The organism is Streptomyces sp. URMC 124 (assembly GCF_051386455.1).
Taxonomy (GTDB): domain Bacteria; phylum Actinomycetota; class Actinomycetes; order Streptomycetales; family Streptomycetaceae; genus Streptomyces.
This window is the reverse complement of sequence record NZ_JBPQTS010000164.1, coordinates 1-16,156: the sequence shown is the minus strand read 5'-3', so window position 1 is coordinate 16,156 and position 16,156 is coordinate 1. Positions and strand designations below refer to the sequence as shown.

33 protein-coding genes are annotated in these 16,156 nt (G+C 68.8%); 5 read left to right on the top strand and 28 right to left on the bottom strand.

Annotated features, from left to right (window positions below; genetic code table 11):
* Positions 1-251: 251 nt before the first annotated feature.
* From ACSNOG_RS27185 to ACSNOG_RS27170, 4 genes are all read right to left on the bottom strand, one after another.
* A complete protein-coding gene (locus tag ACSNOG_RS27185) occupies positions 252-398 on the bottom strand; it encodes a hypothetical protein (RefSeq protein WP_436755343.1) in 147 nt (48 codons plus the stop codon).
* Between the two features lie 9 nt (positions 399-407).
* Entirely contained in the window at positions 408-557 is a 150-nt protein-coding gene (locus ACSNOG_RS27180; protein WP_436755342.1) for a hypothetical protein, read from the bottom strand.
* Positions 554-1,618, bottom strand: a complete 1,065-nt coding sequence (locus ACSNOG_RS27175) for a DUF2637 domain-containing protein (RefSeq protein ID WP_436755341.1) — start codon at positions 1,616-1,618, stop codon at positions 554-556. Before ACSNOG_RS27175 ends, ACSNOG_RS27180 begins: the two co-directional genes overlap by 4 nt.
* A gap of 69 nt (positions 1,619-1,687) precedes the next feature.
* The gene (locus tag ACSNOG_RS27170) at positions 1,688-1,837 is read right to left on the bottom strand and encodes a hypothetical protein (RefSeq protein ID WP_436755340.1); all 150 of its coding nucleotides are present in this window, start codon (positions 1,835-1,837) and stop codon (positions 1,688-1,690) included.
* A 196-nt stretch (positions 1,838-2,033) separates the two neighbouring features.
* Here ACSNOG_RS27170 and ACSNOG_RS27165 point away from each other — a divergent pair, with 196 nt between their 5' ends.
* The 5 genes from ACSNOG_RS27165 to ACSNOG_RS27145 all read left to right on the top strand — a co-directional run bounded on the left by ACSNOG_RS27165 (position 2,034) and on the right by ACSNOG_RS27145 (position 6,072).
* Complete coding sequence (locus ACSNOG_RS27165; protein WP_436755339.1) at positions 2,034-2,321, top strand: hypothetical protein; 288 nt, start codon at positions 2,034-2,036, stop codon at positions 2,319-2,321.
* A 1-nt stretch (position 2,322) separates the two neighbouring features.
* Positions 2,323-2,448: a hypothetical protein gene (locus ACSNOG_RS27160; protein WP_436755338.1), complete on the top strand. Its 126-nt coding sequence runs from the start codon at positions 2,323-2,325 to the stop codon at positions 2,446-2,448.
* Between the two features lie 633 nt (positions 2,449-3,081).
* Positions 3,082-4,563: an RICIN domain-containing protein gene (locus tag ACSNOG_RS27155; protein WP_436755337.1), complete on the top strand. Its 1,482-nt coding sequence runs from the start codon at positions 3,082-3,084 to the stop codon at positions 4,561-4,563.
* Positions 4,564-4,601: 38 nt separating this feature from the next.
* On the top strand, positions 4,602-5,054 hold the full coding sequence (locus ACSNOG_RS27150) for a hypothetical protein (protein ID WP_436755336.1): 453 nt from the start codon (positions 4,602-4,604) through the stop codon (positions 5,052-5,054).
* A gap of 712 nt (positions 5,055-5,766) precedes the next feature.
* Complete coding sequence (locus ACSNOG_RS27145) at positions 5,767-6,072, top strand: hypothetical protein (protein WP_436755335.1); 306 nt, start codon at positions 5,767-5,769, stop codon at positions 6,070-6,072.
* A 239-nt stretch (positions 6,073-6,311) separates the two neighbouring features.
* Here the strand turns inward: ACSNOG_RS27145 and ACSNOG_RS27140 are convergent, their stop codons facing one another.
* The 24 genes from ACSNOG_RS27140 to ACSNOG_RS27025 form a co-directional block, all read right to left on the bottom strand.
* A complete protein-coding gene (locus tag ACSNOG_RS27140; RefSeq protein WP_436755334.1) occupies positions 6,312-6,773 on the bottom strand; it encodes a hypothetical protein in 462 nt (153 codons plus the stop codon).
* Positions 6,770-6,997: a hypothetical protein gene (locus ACSNOG_RS27135; protein WP_436755333.1), complete on the bottom strand. Its 228-nt coding sequence runs from the start codon at positions 6,995-6,997 to the stop codon at positions 6,770-6,772. The genes ACSNOG_RS27140 and ACSNOG_RS27135 overlap by 4 nt, the downstream gene beginning before the upstream one ends.
* Positions 6,998-7,007: 10 nt before the next feature.
* The gene (locus tag ACSNOG_RS27130; protein WP_436755332.1) at positions 7,008-7,244 is read right to left on the bottom strand and encodes a hypothetical protein; all 237 of its coding nucleotides are present in this window, start codon (positions 7,242-7,244) and stop codon (positions 7,008-7,010) included.
* A 58-nt stretch (positions 7,245-7,302) separates the two neighbouring features.
* Positions 7,303-7,551, bottom strand: a complete 249-nt coding sequence (locus ACSNOG_RS27125; protein WP_436755331.1) for a hypothetical protein — start codon at positions 7,549-7,551, stop codon at positions 7,303-7,305.
* A gap of 57 nt (positions 7,552-7,608) precedes the next feature.
* Entirely contained in the window at positions 7,609-8,805 is a 1,197-nt protein-coding gene (locus ACSNOG_RS27120) for a hypothetical protein (RefSeq protein ID WP_436755330.1), read from the bottom strand.
* Positions 8,806-8,865: 60 nt separating this feature from the next.
* Positions 8,866-9,243: a hypothetical protein gene (locus ACSNOG_RS27115; protein WP_436755329.1), complete on the bottom strand. Its 378-nt coding sequence runs from the start codon at positions 9,241-9,243 to the stop codon at positions 8,866-8,868.
* 316 nt (positions 9,244-9,559) lie between these two features.
* Positions 9,560-10,225, bottom strand: coding sequence for a hypothetical protein (locus ACSNOG_RS27110; RefSeq protein ID WP_436755328.1), 666 nt, complete (start codon positions 10,223-10,225; stop codon positions 9,560-9,562).
* Positions 10,226-10,477, bottom strand: a complete 252-nt coding sequence (locus tag ACSNOG_RS27105) for a response regulator transcription factor (RefSeq protein WP_436755327.1) — start codon at positions 10,475-10,477, stop codon at positions 10,226-10,228.
* A complete protein-coding gene (locus ACSNOG_RS27100; protein ID WP_436755326.1) occupies positions 10,474-10,803 on the bottom strand; it encodes a hypothetical protein in 330 nt (109 codons plus the stop codon). The genes ACSNOG_RS27105 and ACSNOG_RS27100 overlap by 4 nt, the downstream gene beginning before the upstream one ends.
* Entirely contained in the window at positions 10,793-11,155 is a 363-nt protein-coding gene (locus ACSNOG_RS27095) for a hypothetical protein (protein ID WP_436755325.1), read from the bottom strand. Before ACSNOG_RS27095 ends, ACSNOG_RS27100 begins: the two co-directional genes overlap by 11 nt.
* 283 nt (positions 11,156-11,438) lie before the next feature.
* Positions 11,439-11,759, bottom strand: a complete 321-nt coding sequence (locus ACSNOG_RS27090) for a hypothetical protein (protein ID WP_436755324.1) — start codon at positions 11,757-11,759, stop codon at positions 11,439-11,441.
* Entirely contained in the window at positions 11,752-12,195 is a 444-nt protein-coding gene (locus tag ACSNOG_RS27085; protein ID WP_436755323.1) for a hypothetical protein, read from the bottom strand. The genes ACSNOG_RS27090 and ACSNOG_RS27085 overlap by 8 nt, the downstream gene beginning before the upstream one ends.
* Positions 12,188-12,469, bottom strand: coding sequence for a hypothetical protein (locus ACSNOG_RS27080; protein WP_436755322.1), 282 nt, complete (start codon positions 12,467-12,469; stop codon positions 12,188-12,190). The genes ACSNOG_RS27085 and ACSNOG_RS27080 overlap by 8 nt, the downstream gene beginning before the upstream one ends.
* Positions 12,462-12,677, bottom strand: a complete 216-nt coding sequence (locus tag ACSNOG_RS27075; protein WP_436755321.1) for a hypothetical protein — start codon at positions 12,675-12,677, stop codon at positions 12,462-12,464. Before ACSNOG_RS27075 ends, ACSNOG_RS27080 begins: the two co-directional genes overlap by 8 nt.
* Complete coding sequence (locus ACSNOG_RS27070) at positions 12,670-13,293, bottom strand: hypothetical protein (RefSeq protein ID WP_436755320.1); 624 nt, start codon at positions 13,291-13,293, stop codon at positions 12,670-12,672. The genes ACSNOG_RS27075 and ACSNOG_RS27070 overlap by 8 nt, the downstream gene beginning before the upstream one ends.
* Complete coding sequence (locus tag ACSNOG_RS27065; RefSeq protein WP_436755319.1) at positions 13,290-13,526, bottom strand: hypothetical protein; 237 nt, start codon at positions 13,524-13,526, stop codon at positions 13,290-13,292. The genes ACSNOG_RS27070 and ACSNOG_RS27065 overlap by 4 nt, the downstream gene beginning before the upstream one ends.
* Before the next feature lie 55 nt (positions 13,527-13,581).
* Positions 13,582-13,809, bottom strand: a complete 228-nt coding sequence (locus ACSNOG_RS27060; RefSeq protein WP_436755318.1) for a hypothetical protein — start codon at positions 13,807-13,809, stop codon at positions 13,582-13,584.
* Positions 13,810-13,971: 162 nt separating this feature from the next.
* Positions 13,972-14,307, bottom strand: a complete 336-nt coding sequence (locus ACSNOG_RS27055; RefSeq protein ID WP_436755317.1) for a hypothetical protein — start codon at positions 14,305-14,307, stop codon at positions 13,972-13,974.
* Between the two features lie 68 nt (positions 14,308-14,375).
* On the bottom strand, positions 14,376-14,567 hold the full coding sequence (locus tag ACSNOG_RS27050; protein ID WP_436755316.1) for a hypothetical protein: 192 nt from the start codon (positions 14,565-14,567) through the stop codon (positions 14,376-14,378).
* Positions 14,564-14,836 (bottom strand): hypothetical protein, encoded by a 273-nt coding sequence (locus tag ACSNOG_RS27045; RefSeq protein WP_436755315.1) that lies wholly within the window; start codon positions 14,834-14,836, stop codon positions 14,564-14,566. Before ACSNOG_RS27045 ends, ACSNOG_RS27050 begins: the two co-directional genes overlap by 4 nt.
* Positions 14,833-15,312, bottom strand: a complete 480-nt coding sequence (locus tag ACSNOG_RS27040; protein WP_436755314.1) for a hypothetical protein — start codon at positions 15,310-15,312, stop codon at positions 14,833-14,835. Before ACSNOG_RS27040 ends, ACSNOG_RS27045 begins: the two co-directional genes overlap by 4 nt.
* The gene (locus tag ACSNOG_RS27035; protein ID WP_436755313.1) at positions 15,309-15,596 is read right to left on the bottom strand and encodes a zinc finger domain-containing protein; all 288 of its coding nucleotides are present in this window, start codon (positions 15,594-15,596) and stop codon (positions 15,309-15,311) included. The genes ACSNOG_RS27040 and ACSNOG_RS27035 overlap by 4 nt, the downstream gene beginning before the upstream one ends.
* Complete coding sequence (locus ACSNOG_RS27030; protein ID WP_436755312.1) at positions 15,518-15,970, bottom strand: XF1762 family protein; 453 nt, start codon at positions 15,968-15,970, stop codon at positions 15,518-15,520. Before ACSNOG_RS27030 ends, ACSNOG_RS27035 begins: the two co-directional genes overlap by 79 nt.
* On the bottom strand, positions 15,967-16,156 hold a 190-nt coding region (locus ACSNOG_RS27025; protein ID WP_436755311.1), incomplete at its 5' end, for a hypothetical protein. The genes ACSNOG_RS27025 and ACSNOG_RS27030, both read right to left, overlap by 4 nt.

The following is a 16,156-nucleotide window of genomic DNA, read 5'->3' as shown; positions in this document are numbered from 1 at the left end:
CATCGCCACCACCTGGGCCTACACCGTCCAGGAAGCCCGCGGCTTCGGCATCGGCTGGGCCTACGGCCTCGGCCTCGTGTAGTCGCGGGGGTAGGCCGGGGGTGGAGGCGGTGGAGATGGCGCGGCAGCAGCGCGGCGCCAGGGCGGCAGGTTCTGGGTGCCGGGTGGCGCCGAAGGCATGGGGGGCGCTGTTGGAGGAAGGGGCTGGCCGGCAGGGATGATGCGGGTCGGGGTGATCGGGTCGGGCATGCTCACCACTCGTCCCGGGCGAGGAGCGCCAGGGCGCAGGCTGCGATGAAGGCCCCGACGGACAGGGCGTGCAGGATCGGCTTCTCCTTGGCGCTGCCGTGGGTCAGCAGGGGGCACAGGAGACCGAAGGCGATCAGGGTCAGAAGCATCAGGCGGCCTTACTGGGCGATGAGGGCGACGAGGGCAACAGCCGCCATGAGGATGAGGGCGGATAGGCCCAGGAGGCTCTGGACGTGGCGGCGCAGCGCGACGACGGCCAGGAGGGCGAGGCCGAGTTCGAGAGGCCAAAGGCAGTCGAGGGCGGTCATGCGTAGCCGCCTCCGCCTTGGCCGACCCCTTCATCCTCCGTGTCGAGGGCGAGTTGCTCGGCGGCTGATCCCTGCGGCGGCTTGGCGGCGTCGTCGAGTGCACGGTCAAAGGCGCGCCGGACGGAGTCCCATTGGCGCCTCGTGTTCTCCAGGCCAAGGGTGTTCATGATCAGCGGTACGGTCTGCGCCTTCTCAGTGAAGCCGAGGCTGACGAGCCTGCGGGCTGCTTCGGCCACTGAGTCCGGCGGGCTTGTCCGCCTGTCCGCGCTGGTCAGCGGTACCGGCCCTGAGCCGGGGGGCGGCGCCTTGGGAGAAGTCCGGACTTTGTCCGGACGCTCCACGGTCGTGACGGGCGGCTGGTGACCGAGGACGAGGGCGACCTCCATCGCGGAGATGCTGATGTCGTACGCCTTGAGCTGGGCGGCGATTTCGGCGGGCGTGGCGCCGGGCAGGGCGGAGCTTGCGAACTGGATGAGCTCGACTGGGTCCATGCCGGCGAAGTGCTGGCGGAGCTTCTGCGTTGCGTCGTGCCGCGATGGGGGCGCCGCGGGCGATGCATCCTCGTGGCTGTGCTCAATGTGCTGGCGCGCCTGTGCTTGGACCGACGTTGCAGCGCGGTACGGGGCCAGGATCCAGGACCATCCGCCGAGTGCTGCTGGGCGGAACGGGCGCTCGCCGCGCTGGGCGCGTTGGGTTGCCCGGGGGCCGGCCCAGGAGAGCTCGGAGACTGCGAGGAGCCCGACGCTGGGGGCGGAGAAGGCCAGGGAGGCGATGGTGCCGCCGTCGATGAGGTCGGCGTGCTTGACGTTGAGGGCGACGGAGACGGCGGCCATGATGACGGCCGTGAGGCGGGCCCCGAAGGCCGAGCGGCCTTCGGCGGAGGCCTCGGAGGCGAGGTGCAGGGCGAGGTAGGCGATGCCGTCGAAGGCGGCCACTGAGACGAAGGCGATGAGTCCGGGGGTGCCGTAGTGGCTGGTGACGGCGTACAGAGACCATCCGGTGGTCGCGATGGCGGCGCATGAGACGACGAGCATGGCGTTGCGCCGGGCTTTGGGCTTCACGAGCTGCTCCTGGGCGGAGGAGAGGCCGGGCCCGCGGGGGATGTGGCGGGCCCGGCCGGTCTGGGTGGGTCAGCGGCGGTCGCGGTGCTCGCTGGCGGTGCGCTCGGCTTCGCCCTGCTCGTAGTCCCTGCGGCAGGCGTCGACGGTGGCGGGCTGGTCGACAACCGGGTGACCGGGGTGCTCCGTGGGCTGAGGGAGCTGCGGGTGGGTACAGTCCATGACGGACCTGCCTCTTCGTGATGGTTGTGGGTAGGTCTGGCCCCGGCCACACGGCGTTGCGAGCGCCGGCCGGGGCCGTTCTTCATCGGTAGCGCGGGGCTACTTCCATGGAGTGTATGGGACCCATACACTCTTGGGAAGCGACCCGCCCAAAATTGGGAAGGGCTCGGGTGTGAGTGACGAGGAGGTGCGGCGAGTGTCCGAGGCTCTCGACGAGGTCGAGCGGATCGCCGACCCGGAGGCGCGCGTCCAGGCCATGAGCAAGGTCATGGCCGATCAGGTCAAGCGCAACGTCCGCTGGAAGGACGAGCGGAGCCAGATGGTCTTCAGCCTCAGGGCTGACGGCGTCTCTCTTCGGAAGATCGCGGCACGCGTCGGCACTTCATTGGGCACCGTCCAGGACATCCTGCGCGGGCACTCCGGGTCATGGAAGGACAGGCCGAAGAAAAATGACGAGAGTGAGCCCGGTGGGGGGATCGGCTGACGTGGCTACCGGAGAGGTGGAGCGGGAGCCGGTCTACTGGTCCTGCAACTCCTGCGGCGAGGAAGTGTTTGACGAGCACGCGACGTGCTGCGACGACGGCGAGAACGAGCCCTCTTACAACGACTAGCCCAGCGCGCGCCGCGACCTCGCCGGGTGCGCCGACGGGGGGCTTGGCGGCGCGCGCGGGCAGGCACGCCGGACCGCCGTGTCTTGACGCTGCGTGGACGGCGTCTATCGGCGATCGTCGAGCGCAGGCCGTCTTCCTCCATGCAGCTCGCCAGCAGCCCGCGGGCTGGTCGGCAGGGGGCGGCTGGATCGTTACGGCTAGTTGATGGCTGCTCTAGCTGGAGTGATCTTGGTGGTGCATGATGGCGCTTGATTGATCATGCCGACCGAGGGGGGTCTCTTGAGAATCTCGCTTAGAACCCGAATACCGATTGTGGGGGCACTTGCCGCGCTGGCAGCTTCCGCCCTGACAGTGTCGGCGGTTGCCGATGCGCCGAAACCGAGGGTGGACACCTACGTCGTCCCTGTCGGTGAGGAAGGGCCGTCTCTGCAGGAGATCGTTCGCGGGCCGGGGCGGGAGCGCCTGGAAGCTTCCAGCAGGAACCTGACGACTACCCCGTTGGAGCTGATGGGTCCCGCAGCCTCGCTTGGAGTGAAGGCTAAGCGTCCGTCATTGAGCGCTAGCCGTACGGCCGCTCCGCCGAAGGGGCTCGCTGCCGGGAGGGGTGCAACATATCCGGAGCCAGCGCGGGCGATGACGCTTGACGAATGTAAGCGTTACCTTGTTGGCGAGCAGGTGTACTTCAAGTCAAGGTTTGCCGTCTGTTCTGGTGTTCAGTTTCGGCAAATCTGGGCTGATTCCAAAGGGGTCGGCGAGACAAGCTTCCAGCTTTACCTTCGGGCCACCGTCCCCAAATATGATCGCGTTGTTCATTTCGAGTACGATTTCGTAGATATAAACAAGTCCGGCAGGACACCTCCGACAGCGGATTTGCTGTACCATATCAATTCGCAAATGCCGCTGATAAGTCCGAAGACGGCTGTTGCCACTTACGGCGGCGCTGTGCCTCCCTTCCTGAGCTGGGATCAGCTCAAGGGAATGAAGCCTAATGCCCACTTCCTGCACACTGTGACTGTGGCACCAGGTCAGGGAATGGCGGGTAGCACGGATCTTGTATTCGGGGCGTATCAGCCCGACATAACCCTTACGGCCCCGCCGGGGTGGCAAGGAACTAACCAGCATGCGAAGCCCTTTGTTATGGCTCCTCGGTGGGATGCTGCCTCTTACCTGCGGACGACGGAGGGTAGCGCAACCTTCTCGTTCATGCCCACCCTCGGCTACAGTAACGCGGATGATGCTCCCGAAAAGGGTGTAGCCGAACACATCCTGCTCGCTTACACGAATCCGAGCGCTACCTATCCCAAGTCCCCACAGCTTAAGGACATCCCCGGCCGCGAGCCAAAGAACCCACTCCATCGCCTTCAAAACGACCCGAACGGCAAGCGGCATGACAGAAGCAACGCGCTCGCCGTCCAGGCCTGTAAGGCTCGCTGGGGCGATGGCTACACCCAAGGTGGCACCAAGGACTGTGACGAGTTTCCTTTCGCATCCACCTATGAAGGGGCATCGCAGTACGAGTGGGATCCTCACACCTCAATCAAGAACAACTTCTCGGCCATGCCTGTCGACAGCAAGCAGAACAGGGACGCCGGAACCATCTTGAATGGGTTTTATGCAAAAAATAGAATCCTTGACGGCGTTGATGATGGCTTCCTTGTCAGTGTAAGCCACAACCCCGACATAGATGCAGATACCTGGGTGAACCGGAATAGTGGAAAATGCCTGGAGATTGAGAACTCCAGCAAGAGTAATGGGGCTCGTGCGCAGCAGTGGGATTGCTCCCGACAGCCTGGATCGAAATGGATGGTGACCTCCAGCGACGGGGTCTATGTAAACATCATCAACGTAAACAGCGGCAAGTGCCTCGAAGTTGCGGACTCGCGCCGGGATGACGGAGCGCCAGTTCAGCAATGGACGTGCGCGGGAAACGATACCCAGAAGTGGAACAAGCTGTTCGTTCAGAGTGACCCGAACACCCGGGTGTTCAGAAATGCCAATAGCGGAAAGGTGCTGGAGATAGACGGCTCCAGTAAAGACAACGGAGCTCGGGCGCAGCAATGGGAGAATAAGGGTCAGCCTGGCTCCTACTGGACTGAGAGCTGGCCGGGCAGTTAATCGAGCATGCAGTTGAGGTACAGAGGAGGCTGGAAGGCATGGGAAGTCTGCTTCGAAGGCAGGAGATAGCTGCACGTGTGTCGTACTACAAATTCTGCCTTCAAGAATCAGACGACCACCTCATACCGACTCTGTACCCCGACGAGACCGAGCACGGCGTGTTCCTCAGCACCTTTCCAATGCGGGTCGACTTTGAAAGCGCCGGCCGCAGTCACACAGCCGCCTTGGAGGTGGAGGTCTGGGATTCCCTCCCCGACGATGACCCTCGCGAGTGGGACGAGGTGGCTGAGACATCGATCGAAACAGCCAGCGGGGAGCTCTCACTGTGGGGCATAGGACGAGCGGAAGGCGTCACGCTGGGCGCAGCCGGTACATGGCGGCTTCGTGCCGCGGCGGCAGGCCGTGAGGCGGTCCGTCGTGAGACCCAAGATCAAGGGTTCGCCCACGGGACTGAGCGCTGGCTCCTCCAGTTCTGGCCTGAAGAGCCCTGATCCTGTAAGGCCCGCGGTCCCTCCAGAGGGGGCCGTCGGCCTGCTCAGGCAGAGCCAGCTGGTCTTAACTGGCCCCGGCCGCGCGACCGTGCAAGTGCAGCCCCCGCCTCGACTCATCGAGGCGGGGGCCTTTGCGTAGCGTGACCCGCGCGGCCGTTGGGTCGTTGCTGCGTTGTGGAGGATATGGATCTGTGGGCGCTGATCGAGGCCCAGGGCGAGCGGCAGCCGTTGATGACGCCGGGCGAGCTGCGGGCCGTTGTGGAGCTACTCCGAGGCTGGGGCGCCGGGGGCCGCGTCGGAGCTGATGTGGCGGCCGAGTTGGTGGCCCGGTTCGGTCGACGGCTTCCGTCTGAGGGTTGATCTTGAGCGGGGTGAACCCCACTCTTCGCAGAAATGCGAATTGCTAGGGCGGTACGGACTGAAGCTCCTACGGTGACGGGTGGCCGAAGAGGTGCCCAGACCGGAAGGAGGGGCAATGCCCCGCTCATCGGACGAGTTGGACGAGGCCAAGCGGCTTGTAAGGCAATGGGTGAATCAAGCACGTTCCGACGCGCGCGAGCGTGGCGAGCCTGTGCCAAGCCCGTACTCGGGGCTCTCGGACAGGAGGCGCGCGATCTTGTTCCGGGAGGCGAACTACTGGGTCGCTCTCGCCTCCGGGTGGCACCTGGAAGCGTGCGTACCGCCTCGTCCGTCAGTGGAGAACATTCGGGCCATGCGGGCCCATCTCGCCGAGTGCTGCGAGCGGTTGCACGGGAGGATCGATGCTCGCGGCACCATGCTGCCCGACGGAATCCGCGAGCAGCTTGCAGTGATCGAGCAGCGCGTAGCAATGGCGCTTGATCTGGTGGAGCGGGCAGGCCAGGCATGGGGCCGGGAGGCTGATGCGGCGTGGCTGGAGCTGATGCGGTGGTCCAACAGGCTTGATCTCGACCTTGATCACGGATTCGGATTGCGGCCTCGTGCGTCGCAGACCTGGGTACCCGACGGGTGGCGGTCTTACGGCAACGGCTGTCTGTGACGGGCGGGGCCTGCCTGTTTCACGTGCCGGCTCCTGCCTGCGGGGGTCCGCAGCGCGCAGGCCACTGGACCGCTACGGTGGCGACGTGGCCCTTGAGGGCTCCGGGGGCGAGGTCCACCAGCGGAGTCTGGCCGTGTAGAGGGGCGGTTACCTGAAGGTCCCTCCTGCACCGAAGCCGCGCCCGTTCGCATCCCAGTGGAGGCGATGGCCCGCCCAGGGTAGGCGGGCCCTCCGGGTGTCTAAAAGGGGGGCCAATAGTCCACCTCAGTGGTGGGTGCGGGCCGGTCGTCCGGGAACGGCGGCTCGCTGGACCACTGCCGGCCTGCTGGCTCGTTGCCCGCGGGGACGTGGTCGTCGTAGTAGCCCTCCGGGGGCTGCGGATCGTGGTCGTCGTCGCAGGCCGGATACGAGTCGTCCTCATCCCTGGCGGGCGGCAAGGATGGGGTCGAGCCGTCGGCGAGGGTCACTTCGATGGGGCAGTCGCAGGCGCCGATGTAGGTGGCGCTGCAGTTCGGACAGCAGGTGCAGTACGGGGAACCTCCGCACGCGCAGCAGTGATCGGGGGTGGTCCAGCCGTTGCCGCCGCAGTCGACGCAGTCGCCGTTGCCGGCACAGGTTTCGCAGTCGTCGATCTGGTCGCAGAGGCCAGACGGGCACGCCTCGTCGGGCTCGATGTCCAGGATCTCGGGCTGGTTGGTCATTGTTCTCCTCGGGTGTGTGGCGTGATGGAGGCGCGGCGTACGTGGCTCAGGCCGTCGGTGAGACCGGACGGGTCTTGGAGGGTGTAGCGGGTTTCGCCGGAGAGGGTTTGAAGGGTGCCGCAGTTTCCGCACAGGCAGGGCATCGCGATGTGCAGGCCGTGGCAGTCGGCGTGGCTGCCGTGGTAGATCACGAGGGTGCCGGGTGGGATGGGGGCGTCGTCCATGCCGGGCCGGTCAGAGGCTGGCGTTGGCGGCAGCGTGGTCGTCGGCGAGTTGCTGGAGGGCGGCGGCCGATCGGGCGGTCGGGTAGCCGAGGGGGACTGGTGTTCCGTTGTGCCAGGCGCGGAGCGTCCAGAGGTTGCCGTCGTGGTCGACCGTGTAGGTGTACGAGCCGTCGGCGGCCCTGGCGTGGTAGGTGCGGGCGGGCCAGTTGGCCTTGCGCCAGGTGAGGTGGGGCCAGGAGAGACGCATGAGGGCTCCTCGGTGGGGTGTGCGGGGCCGGCGGTGGACGGCCGCCGGGCGGGGTGGTTCAGCAGCAGGCGGTAGACCGGGTGATGGAGGTGCGGCGGACGCACTGCGGGCCGGGCTTCTCGCCCCACGGGTCGACGAGCACGTAGCGAGTGTCGCTGGGGCTGATCCGGAAGCGGAGGCGGCAGACCTCGCAGGGGAACGGGTGAGCGAGGTAGAGACCGTGGGCACTGCGGATGCTGCCGTGGTAGCGGACGAGGTCGCCGGGCTCGATCAGGTCGAGGCTGCGGAAGAGGGTGTCGTGGGCCATGAAGTCCTCCGGGATTGGCGATAGGCCCGGCGGCCGAGGGCCGCCGGGCAGAGCGGGTCAAGTGCGCTGGGCCAGCTGGGCGTTCTCGCGGGTGGGGTGGACAGCCGCGGCCTTGTCGGTGCTGTCCGCGTCGGCCTGGACGTGCTGCTGCTCAACCTCGGCGGCGAGGACGTCGAGCTGCTTCTCGACAGCGGCCGGCGCGACGGCCGCGGCCTGGTCGTCCCAGTGGTGCAGAAGTGCCATGACGTCGGGGAGGTACAGGGCGGGGCGCATCCCGAGGGCGGGGCACATCACGTGGACCTCGTGCTCTCCGTACCGAATGTGGGTGGCGACGGCCTCACGGACGCGGGCGACGGCGTCAGCGGTGGTGTGGCCGCTATAGACGAGGGCGTGCAGGTCGTCGCGGGTGAGGGTCGCCTCGGGGCTACCTTCGGTGACACGGATGCGCAGGGCGCCCGCCCAGGGCATCTCGCGGACGACCTGACGGACAGCGACGACGGCGAGTGGGTAGGCGTTCGCCCCACGGGAGTCGGCGAGCTGCTGGCGACGCTCGGCGCGCTCCTCGGCGGCCTGGGCGGCGTCGCTGCTCAACGGGCGTCGAATCCACGTCCATGGGTCGACCAGCGCGCCGGGGACCGTCGCTGACTCGACGGCCGGGGCCGTGGGCTGCTGGTGCAGCTCGTCGACGACGCACTGCTCGGTGGGGTACGCCTCGGCGAGGGCGTCGTCGACGTCCAGGCGGTCGTGGTCGGCCGGGCGGATGGTGCCGTCCAGGTGCCGCAGCAGGGCCCAGCCGAGCGGGGTCAGGAAGAAGCCGGCCTCTCCCCGCCTGTCCACTCCCTCGCCGATCAGGCCGCGCCGGTGGAGGGCACCGTACGTACCGCCACCGCGGCCCAAGTTGCGGCGAGGGATGGCGCCCTGGGGGTTGGTGGCGAGGGTGTGCAGGGCGTTGCGCATGCGCGGCGACAGGCCGTCGGTGATCCGCTTGTACGTGACTCGCTCATCGGCACGAGGGCTCAGCGGCAAGGCCACGATCGTCAGCTCGTCGACGAAGGGGCGGCTTCGCCGGTTGAGTCCCATGTCCCCCTCGACCGCGTCCCAGGTCACGCCGACGTACTTGCGGCCGTGGTTCGGGTGATCGGTGTTGGTGACACGTCCGATGTCGAGCCCGTTGACGGTTCCCCGTCGTCCCTCGGAGGACGTGACGCGGGTGCCTGCGGGGAGGTCTGCGGCGGTGCGCTGCTGGTTGGTCATGGGCTTCTCCATGCTGGTCGCGTTGCTGCTCTGGGCCGTTTGCTGCGCCGTGTAGTTGGCCTATGCGCACTCCGCGAAGTCGCTCGCGGTGAGGTGGCGGGTGGCCTTGTAGGTGCCGAGCGCGACGACCAGGGCGGGGTCGGTGGGGGCGTAGACGTAGACGTGAATCCACTTGCCGGTGGTGCGGTGCTGCGCCCAGACGCGGATCGCGTCGGCGCCGAGGTGAGCGGCGCGGTAGGCCTTGGCGACGTGGCGGCCGTACCAGGAGCGCTGGCCGTCCTTGAGGTCGTCGGCGCCGAGGCGGTCGAGGATGTCGCCGGTGCGGACGAGGGCTCCGGTGTCGACGAGGTGGGCGATCTGGCCGGAGAGGGTGCGGTAGCCGAGGGCCTTGGTGCTGGTGCGGGCGGCGGTGATGGTGCGGCGGATGGTGACCTTCACGATGTTCCCCCTGTCGCTTGGTGTACGTACACCTTATGGCTAGGTGTACGTACACCGCAAGGGGGTCTCTGGATTTTCTGTACGTACACCCCGTACCGTGTGACCATGCCAAACGCCCCACGCACCCAGCACCGGTCCGTCCGGATCTCAGACGAAGACTGGGCCGATCTTGCGGCCCGTGCCCCAGATGGTGACCGCGCTGGCGCCATCAAGGACCTGATTGCCTGGTACCTCCGGAGGCCGGGCGCCAAGCTCCCCGAGCGCCCTCCGGCGACTCCTCGGTCCGGCGATTAGGGAGGGCGTCTGCCGGGCCTACTCACCCTCGCCGCCCGGCCAGTTCGGGCCGCGAAGAGCGGGAGGAACGTCTTCCATCTCCGTACATCCGGGACGAGACCAGCTCGTTATAGGGATGGGCGCCGTGCAGTCCGGCGTCTCCGAGGTCTAGCCAGTGGACGAGCTTCTTCGCGCGCATCGGCTCAGACACGGACTTCACGCCTGCCGCGCCGGTGGTGCCGGCTGCCCAGGCCGGCGCGCTGGACGCCGTGAGGGCCCGGATCCGCTCGTACTTCTCGTCGGTGGTGTGGCCGTCCCAACCGCGGCAGATCCGGTTCGTTGGTATGACGTGCTCGAAAAGGTCCAGGTCCCGCTCGGCGATGTGCCAGCTGGGCTGGCCCCCAGGGGCCTCGACGATGACGATAGCCCAGTCCGGGGCGTTGGGGTCGGTGTAGCCGATGTGTGAGGGGTACAGAGCGGCGAGGTGCGCGACGAGGTGGGCGCGTTCGCGGTAGACCGCGTCTCGCTCGGTCTCGACGGCGGTGAGCTGCTGGCGCAGTTGCTCCGTCTGGTGGTCGCGCACGGCGAGGACGGCGTCGGCCTGGTGCTCGGGTACCAGCACTCGGCACTGGTCCAGTACCGCCGCGTACTCTCCGCGCAGGTCTGCCGCTGTCCGGATCGTGTCCGGACTCGTGTCCTTGCTGGTCACCTACTTGCTCCTGTCTGGCCTGATGACAGAGTCCACGGCCAGGAGTCCCTGGCGGTAGCCGATGGCGATGGCGTGCGCGGCACCGTTGGCGCCGAGCTTGCGGTAGATCCGGACCGCGTGGCTCTTGACCGTGTCATGCGTGATGCCGAGTTCCTGGCCGACGGCGGCGAGGCCTATGCCGCGTGTGAGGCCGTGGAGGATCTGGATCTCCCGGTCGGTGAGGGGCGCGCCGGGGTTTACGGGGCGGGTCATTGGTCGGGCTCCGGGGTGTTGAGGGCGGCGAGGATCCGGTCCGCGATCTGGACGGTGGCGCACTGCTGGCCGCATTGGGCGGCTAGGACGTACATCTCGCCGACAAGGGCGTGGACGCGGGCGAGGACATCGTCGGCGGCGCAGTCCGCGGCGTAGCAGCCGGCGCTCGGGCGTTCGGCTTCGGTGTCGGGGGTGTAGAGGTGGCGCCACTGGCCGGCGTCGTCTATTGGACAGGCCCGGCACTGGAGACCGCCGGTCGCGGCGGGCGAGTTGTGTTTGTCGCGGCGGTGTCCGCAGAGGCACAGGGGGCTGTCGTCAGCGGGCATGGCCGGCACCTCTCATGAGGATCTGGATGTGCCGCTGCTGGCTCGTGACCGTGCTCTGCAGGGCAGCGACGGTCCGGCGGTGCTCGGCAAGCTCGCAGGTGAGCGCTTGGACGCGGGCCTCATGGGCGCGCAGCGCGTAGCGGAGGGCGAGGACTTCGGCGGGGAGGGCGGTGTCGTTGAGGACCTTGTCGAGGTAGTGCAGGAGTTCGTCGGGGGTGGGGTCCGGGTCGGTGTCCGTGGTTGTCCGGGCCGTGTCCGTGCTGGTCAGGGTGGGTGTGGGCGGGTCGCTGTCCGGGGCGGCGGGCGTCGTGTCCTCGGGTGTCCGGACAGTGTCCGGGGTGCGGTCGGTCATGGTCTTCCTTCGGCGGTGTGCGCGGATGGCTGCTCGGCGGGTGGCGCGGTTGGGTCGCGGGTCGGGTGCGTCGTCGTCGACGACTTCCTCGGTACGAATGAGGCGGGTTTCCCAGGTGCGCCCCGGGGCGGGCGTGTGCTCGCCCCGGGGGTTGGAGGAGGGGCCGGTCATCGTCGGGTCCGGCGGGGTGCTGCTCGGGTGCCGCGGCCGACGAGGGAGGCCAGGAGCAGCGTGGAGAGGGTGGTGATGCCGCCGGCTATCGCGGCCGCGGTCTCCAGCGCGGTCACCGATCGGTTCCTCTGGCTGCTACGGACTTCACGGAGACTCCGTTGACGGTGAGGTAGGCCGCGGCCCTCTTCGCCAGGCGGAGGGCGGTGTCGAGGTCGTGGCGGTACGCGTTGACGCAAGCGTCACTGCCGTACGTGTTGACCCCGAAGGTCCATGTCCCGGTGGCGCTCAGGGAGGATCCGTGGCGTGTGACGGCCCATCGGCCCTTGCGGTACTCGACGGTGATCTCGAAGAGGTGGCGGTCGACGTGGTCCTCGGGGAGGCAGGACACGACGTACCGGGTCGGCTGGGCGATGGCCTCGGGCAGGTCAGGCATCGTCGTCCTCCTCGACGGCGGGCAAGGGATAGCCGGCGCGTTCCAGGCCCCCGGCGAGGTCGCCGGCGTCGACGCCTCCACCGTCATTGGAGGTGACGCACCAGGCCGCGACGATGCGCAGCACCTCGTCCAGGCTGGACGAAGGGCCGTTCGTGGTCGCGCTGAGGGACGGTTCCGTGAAGCAGGGGCAGGGGCAGGGGGCGGCCGGGCACCACTGGCTCTGTTGCCGGTAGCGGCGCAGGGCCATGAGGGACCTACCGGCCGCGAAACTCAGCGCGCCGTACTCGTCACGAGCGACGATCCAGTCAGGCCCGACGACCTCGATACGGCAGCAGTCGTAGCGATGATGACCGAAGTGGCCGCCGCACATCCCATGCAGGACATCGCCGACTGCGAGAGGGCGGCTGGTGGCCTTGTCGGCTGAATGATCAGGCATCACGAGATTCCTTGCAGGTGTGGTCTCGGACCACGACAGGGGCGGGTGGCGGCTCGGGCGGGTCGTGGCGGTGCCGCCACGCGTGCACGGCATCGCCCGGCCGGACCAGGGCGAGCGCGGCGAAGGTCAGCAGCTGCTGCGGGCGGGAGTGCACCCAAGGGCCGCCGAAGGCGAGTCGGCGCCAGACCCAGGTATCGAGCCGGTCGAGGGGGCGGAGACGGCCGAGGGCGTAGCCGGCCATGAGGCTGGCCGCGGCGATGAGCAGTTCAAGCACGGGTGCTGTCCTCTCGGGGCAGGGGCGCGTCGGGCCGCGCGACGGCGCAGACGGCGCCCAGGAGCGCCGCGCGGGGCCTGGAGGTGGTCCACGGGCCGACGAAGAGCAGTTGGCTGGTCAGCCATCCGTCGAGGCGGGCGAGCGGCTGCACGCGGCCGAGGGTGTAGCCGGCGGCGGTGTTGATGACGGCGATGAGAAGGTCAGGCATCGGCGTCTCCGAGCAGGCGCCGGGCGAGGTTCAGGGCGAGCGGATGGACCACGCCTTGGTCATCGCCATCCGCGAGGTCGTGGAGGAGGTCAGCGAGGGCAAGGCCGACGGTGGGGTCCATGGCGGCGATGTACTCGGCGTGCTGGAAGTGCAGGTGCGGTCGGATGCCGCGTCCGTGGGGGCCGGCGGAGCTACCGCGGAGGAGCGGGACGTGTCCGTCGGGGCCAGCATCGAGGTAGCACCCGTAGCGTCGCTGAGGCTCGCCGGTGGCGGTGGTGAAGCAGTAGCGCACCGACCAAGTCGCGGTCGAGCGGTGACCGTCGACGGAGGCCGCCGCTGCCAGGGCGCGCAGCTTGTCCGCGGCGGCCCGCATCCGGGCGGTGGCCTCGCTCGCTGGTCGAGCCTCCAGCGCGTACCCGGTCCGCCGGGGCGTCCCGTTCGCCGTGGTGGCGCTTGTGTGCAGCTGCGCCACGCGGAGCGGCCGGGTGCGCGTGCCTGTGTCGGCGTCTTCGACCAGGGCGCGGGCGTCGCCGGGGGTGTAGCGCACGATGCGGATGCCGCGTCCGTCGTCGCGGGGGTCGCAGGAGCGGTAGATCTGGCCAGCCTGGATCGTCATGAGTCGCTGTCCTCCTCGTAGATCTCGGGCGTGCCGTCCTCCCGGGTGACCGGCTCCCAGTCGTCCTCGATGTCCAGCGACCAGGTCTGTCCCCAGCCGCTGCAGCTCGCGCACAGGCTGGGGACGCTTTCTTGCAGGGCGAGTTCGGCGATCTCGTGGGGGTCGGTGGAGTCGGTGGTGATCGTGATGGTGGCGGATGCGTGGCCGGTGAGCAGTACTCGGTAAGTGGGCACGGGGTCCTCTCTCGGTGCTGGGGGCCCGGCCGCGGACGGCGGCCGGGCGAATGGGTCAGAGGTGGGAGATGACGAAGGCTGCAGACGAGTCGGAGGCATGGCCCTGCTCCGCGGCCCACTCGGTGATGTCGAGAGGCCAGCGCTTGTCGAAGTAGTCGATGACCAGGTCGGCACCGTCTTGACGGACGGTGTTGCTGGGGCCTGCGCCGAAGTAGTCGGCGTGCTCGTCGACTACCGCGGCTGCGGCGTCGGGGCTGATGCAGGAGAGGCGGATCTCGGGCACTACGGGCTCCTGTTAGCTCGGCGTCTGGGCGTGCGGGGAAGATCTGGGCCGGATGCGCTGGACGGCTCCGTGAGCGCCTCTGTGGCAGCGCGGTCGGCCCTGGAAGTGCCGGAAGGGGCCGACAGGCCGCCAGAAGGCCGTCCAGGTCCCTTCGCGGGCGCGTCAGGCGTCGGCCTTCGATCGCGGGCAGTCGGCCGAGTGCGTGCGACCCAGGAGCATCAGGTGCTTCTCGCAGCACACCGACCAGTCGTCACCCGCCTCGGTCGTGGCGCCGAAACGCCGGGCGCGGTCGGCGCGCACCGCCTCGACACGGGCAGCGGCCCGCTGCTCGACGGCACGGAGGTGCTCGCGGTGAGCGAGATGAGCCAGCAGCAGGGCGATGAGCGCGAAGCCGGCGATCTGGACGGGCTGGTCGTGGCGGCCGGCGTCGATGGTGGCGGCGATCATTCCGGCGGCGGCGAGGGAGATCACGAGGGTGTCGCTGCGGTGGTGGCGCATGGCTTCTCCGATGGGGTCGTTGGTGTCGCCAACGGTTGGACGGGGTGGTCGGCGGGCGTCGGCCGCGGTCACGGCCGGGGCCCGAGGGCGGCGTCGAGGGCGCGGAGTTCGGTGCGGAGGATGCGGGGGCTTTCGGTGGGGTGCCAGTGGTTGAGCTCGGTGCGGACGAGGTCTTGGAAGCCTCGGTAGAGGTCGCGTTCGTCGTAGAGCTGGTCGAGGTCGTTGTCGTTGAGGTCGTCGAGGCGGATGCGGTCGGTCATCGGCGAAAGGCTTCCTGTGCGGCGGCGGTGACGGCTTGGCCGTCGGGGTGCGCCTGGATGGCGTCCATGACGCAGGCGTGCCAGCGCTCGAAGCGGTGGTACCGGCGGCGCACGTTGTCGAGTTCGCGGCGGAGATCAGCGATGCGGTGTTCGAGGAGGGGGCAGGTGCAATCGGCGTCGGGATCGACCGCGCGGGCTGCGCAACCGGGGATGAGGTAGCGGCCGGTGCCGTCGGTCTCCTCGTGCCAGTAGCAGGGGCGGCCGGTCATCGGGTCCTCGCGACGAGCGTGGGGCCGACGCCCATCCAGCGGGGCGGGGCGTCGGGGAGGTGGTGCTGGCCGATGTCGTCGAGGTAGCAGCGCAGGATGCGGCGGACAGCGGCTCGGTGGTCACCAGGGCTGCGGAGACCGGCCTGGACGTCGGCGAGGACCGGTCGCAGGGGGTGGGCGTGAACTTCGACGCGGCCGCGGGTGCTGTCGTGGCGGTGTCGGCTGACGATGTGGAGCCAGTCGGCGGCGTCGAGGCCGGCGGCGAGGGCGTGGTCGTCGGTGTGGTTGCCGAGTTCGGGGCCGCCGGTGGTCCAGGCGTAGCGGACGTGGGCGCCGCCGTCGGGCTGGTGGAAGACGATCCAGAGGAAGGTCTCGGGCTCGTGGTTGGCGACGATGCCGTCGACGACGGCCTGGACGACCGGTGCCGGGTCGTTGGTGGGTGTGAGGGTGGCGGGTCGGGGTTCGGTGAGGATCACGTTGGGGTGCTCCGGTTCGGCGGCGGGTTACTGGGCGGCGGGTCAGGGGGCCGGTTGTTCCAGGCGGTGATGCGGGCGTCGCGGCTGGGGATGGAGATCCGTCTGCCGCGTTGACCGGTGCAGCGCTGGCCGGGCTCGGCCTTGCACCAGGGGCACGGGATGGCGTGCTCGGGATGCAGCGGCGGGCTGACGTCTTGACGGGTGATCAGGGCGACGCCTCCCAGAGGGTGCGTGGAATGTGATCCGTCTCGTGCGAGGCGCGGGGGCGGCTGGGGCGGTCCCACCCTGGGCGGGCTGGCCGGTGAGCGACGATGCGCCACCCGGCGCCGCGAAGGCTCGCGCCTGACTCGCCACATTGGGTGTAGGTGATCAGCCGGCGGTAGCCCAAGGCCTTTGCGGCGCGCCATGCGGCGCCGTAGAGGAGGCTGTTGACGTTGCGGTGACCGTCGGTAGCGGTTCGGGTGACCTCAAGGGTCTGTCCGTCGTCGAGCATGCGGGCTATCGGACGGCCGACGATGGCCACGCCACGCAACACGCCGTCGTCGTCGGCAGCCCCGATTGCGAAGATCAGGCCCACGGGCGGGGGGTGGTGGCGGTGCCACATGGCTACGAACGCGCGGGCCTCGCGGAATCGGATTGGTGTGAGGTGAAGGCTCATGACGCCTCTCCCACGGGCTGCTCGCGCCTGGGGTGCTTGAAGCCGTCGTTGGGCTCGGCGGTGGTCCCGGGCGGGAGGGCGGCGAGCGCGGCGCGGGAGGCGTCCAGACGGCGCTGGAGCTCCTCGCGGGCCTTGCTCTCGTCGACGGGCGGGAGGCCGGACGCAGCGCGGCGGGCGTCTTCGAGG

Coding starts and splice junctions, on each gene's coding strand:
- ACSNOG_RS27090 (WP_436755324.1), bottom strand. CDS start 11,759: ATGCCTGACCTGCCCGAGGCCATCGCCCAGCCGACCCGGTACGTCGTG.
- ACSNOG_RS27125 (WP_436755331.1), bottom strand. CDS start 7,551: ATGGCCCACGACACCCTCTTCCGCAGCCTCGACCTGATCGAGCCCGGC.
- ACSNOG_RS27075 (WP_436755321.1), bottom strand. CDS start 12,677: ATGCCTGACCTTCTCATCGCCGTCATCAACACCGCCGCCGGCTACACC.
- ACSNOG_RS27150 (WP_436755336.1), top strand. CDS start 4,602: ATGGGAAGTCTGCTTCGAAGGCAGGAGATAGCTGCACGTGTGTCGTAC.
- ACSNOG_RS27145 (WP_436755335.1), top strand. CDS start 5,767: ATGCGGGCCCATCTCGCCGAGTGCTGCGAGCGGTTGCACGGGAGGATC.
- ACSNOG_RS27135 (WP_436755333.1), bottom strand. CDS start 6,997: ATGGACGACGCCCCCATCCCACCCGGCACCCTCGTGATCTACCACGGC.
- ACSNOG_RS27095 (WP_436755325.1), bottom strand. CDS start 11,155: ATGACCGACCGCACCCCGGACACTGTCCGGACACCCGAGGACACGACG.
- ACSNOG_RS27185 (WP_436755343.1), bottom strand. CDS start 398: ATGCTTCTGACCCTGATCGCCTTCGGTCTCCTGTGCCCCCTGCTGACC.
- ACSNOG_RS27180 (WP_436755342.1), bottom strand. CDS start 557: ATGACCGCCCTCGACTGCCTTTGGCCTCTCGAACTCGGCCTCGCCCTC.
- ACSNOG_RS27030 (WP_436755312.1), bottom strand. CDS start 15,970: ATGAGCCTTCACCTCACACCAATCCGATTCCGCGAGGCCCGCGCGTTC.
- ACSNOG_RS27120 (WP_436755330.1), bottom strand. CDS start 8,805: ATGACCAACCAGCAGCGCACCGCCGCAGACCTCCCCGCAGGCACCCGC.
- ACSNOG_RS27100 (WP_436755326.1), bottom strand. CDS start 10,803: ATGCCCGCTGACGACAGCCCCCTGTGCCTCTGCGGACACCGCCGCGAC.
- ACSNOG_RS27140 (WP_436755334.1), bottom strand. CDS start 6,773: ATGACCAACCAGCCCGAGATCCTGGACATCGAGCCCGACGAGGCGTGC.
- ACSNOG_RS27045 (WP_436755315.1), bottom strand. CDS start 14,836: ATGACCGGCCGCCCCTGCTACTGGCACGAGGAGACCGACGGCACCGGC.
- ACSNOG_RS27155 (WP_436755337.1), top strand. CDS start 3,082: ATGACGCTTGACGAATGTAAGCGTTACCTTGTTGGCGAGCAGGTGTAC.
- ACSNOG_RS27105 (WP_436755327.1), bottom strand. CDS start 10,477: ATGACCCGCCCCGTAAACCCCGGCGCGCCCCTCACCGACCGGGAGATC.
- ACSNOG_RS27050 (WP_436755316.1), bottom strand. CDS start 14,567: ATGACCGACCGCATCCGCCTCGACGACCTCAACGACAACGACCTCGAC.
- ACSNOG_RS27055 (WP_436755317.1), bottom strand. CDS start 14,307: ATGCGCCACCACCGCAGCGACACCCTCGTGATCTCCCTCGCCGCCGCC.
- ACSNOG_RS27085 (WP_436755323.1), bottom strand. CDS start 12,195: ATGCCTGATCATTCAGCCGACAAGGCCACCAGCCGCCCTCTCGCAGTC.
- ACSNOG_RS27070 (WP_436755320.1), bottom strand. CDS start 13,293: ATGACGATCCAGGCTGGCCAGATCTACCGCTCCTGCGACCCCCGCGAC.
- ACSNOG_RS27170 (WP_436755340.1), bottom strand. CDS start 1,837: ATGGACTGTACCCACCCGCAGCTCCCTCAGCCCACGGAGCACCCCGGT.
- ACSNOG_RS27130 (WP_436755332.1), bottom strand. CDS start 7,244: ATGCGTCTCTCCTGGCCCCACCTCACCTGGCGCAAGGCCAACTGGCCC.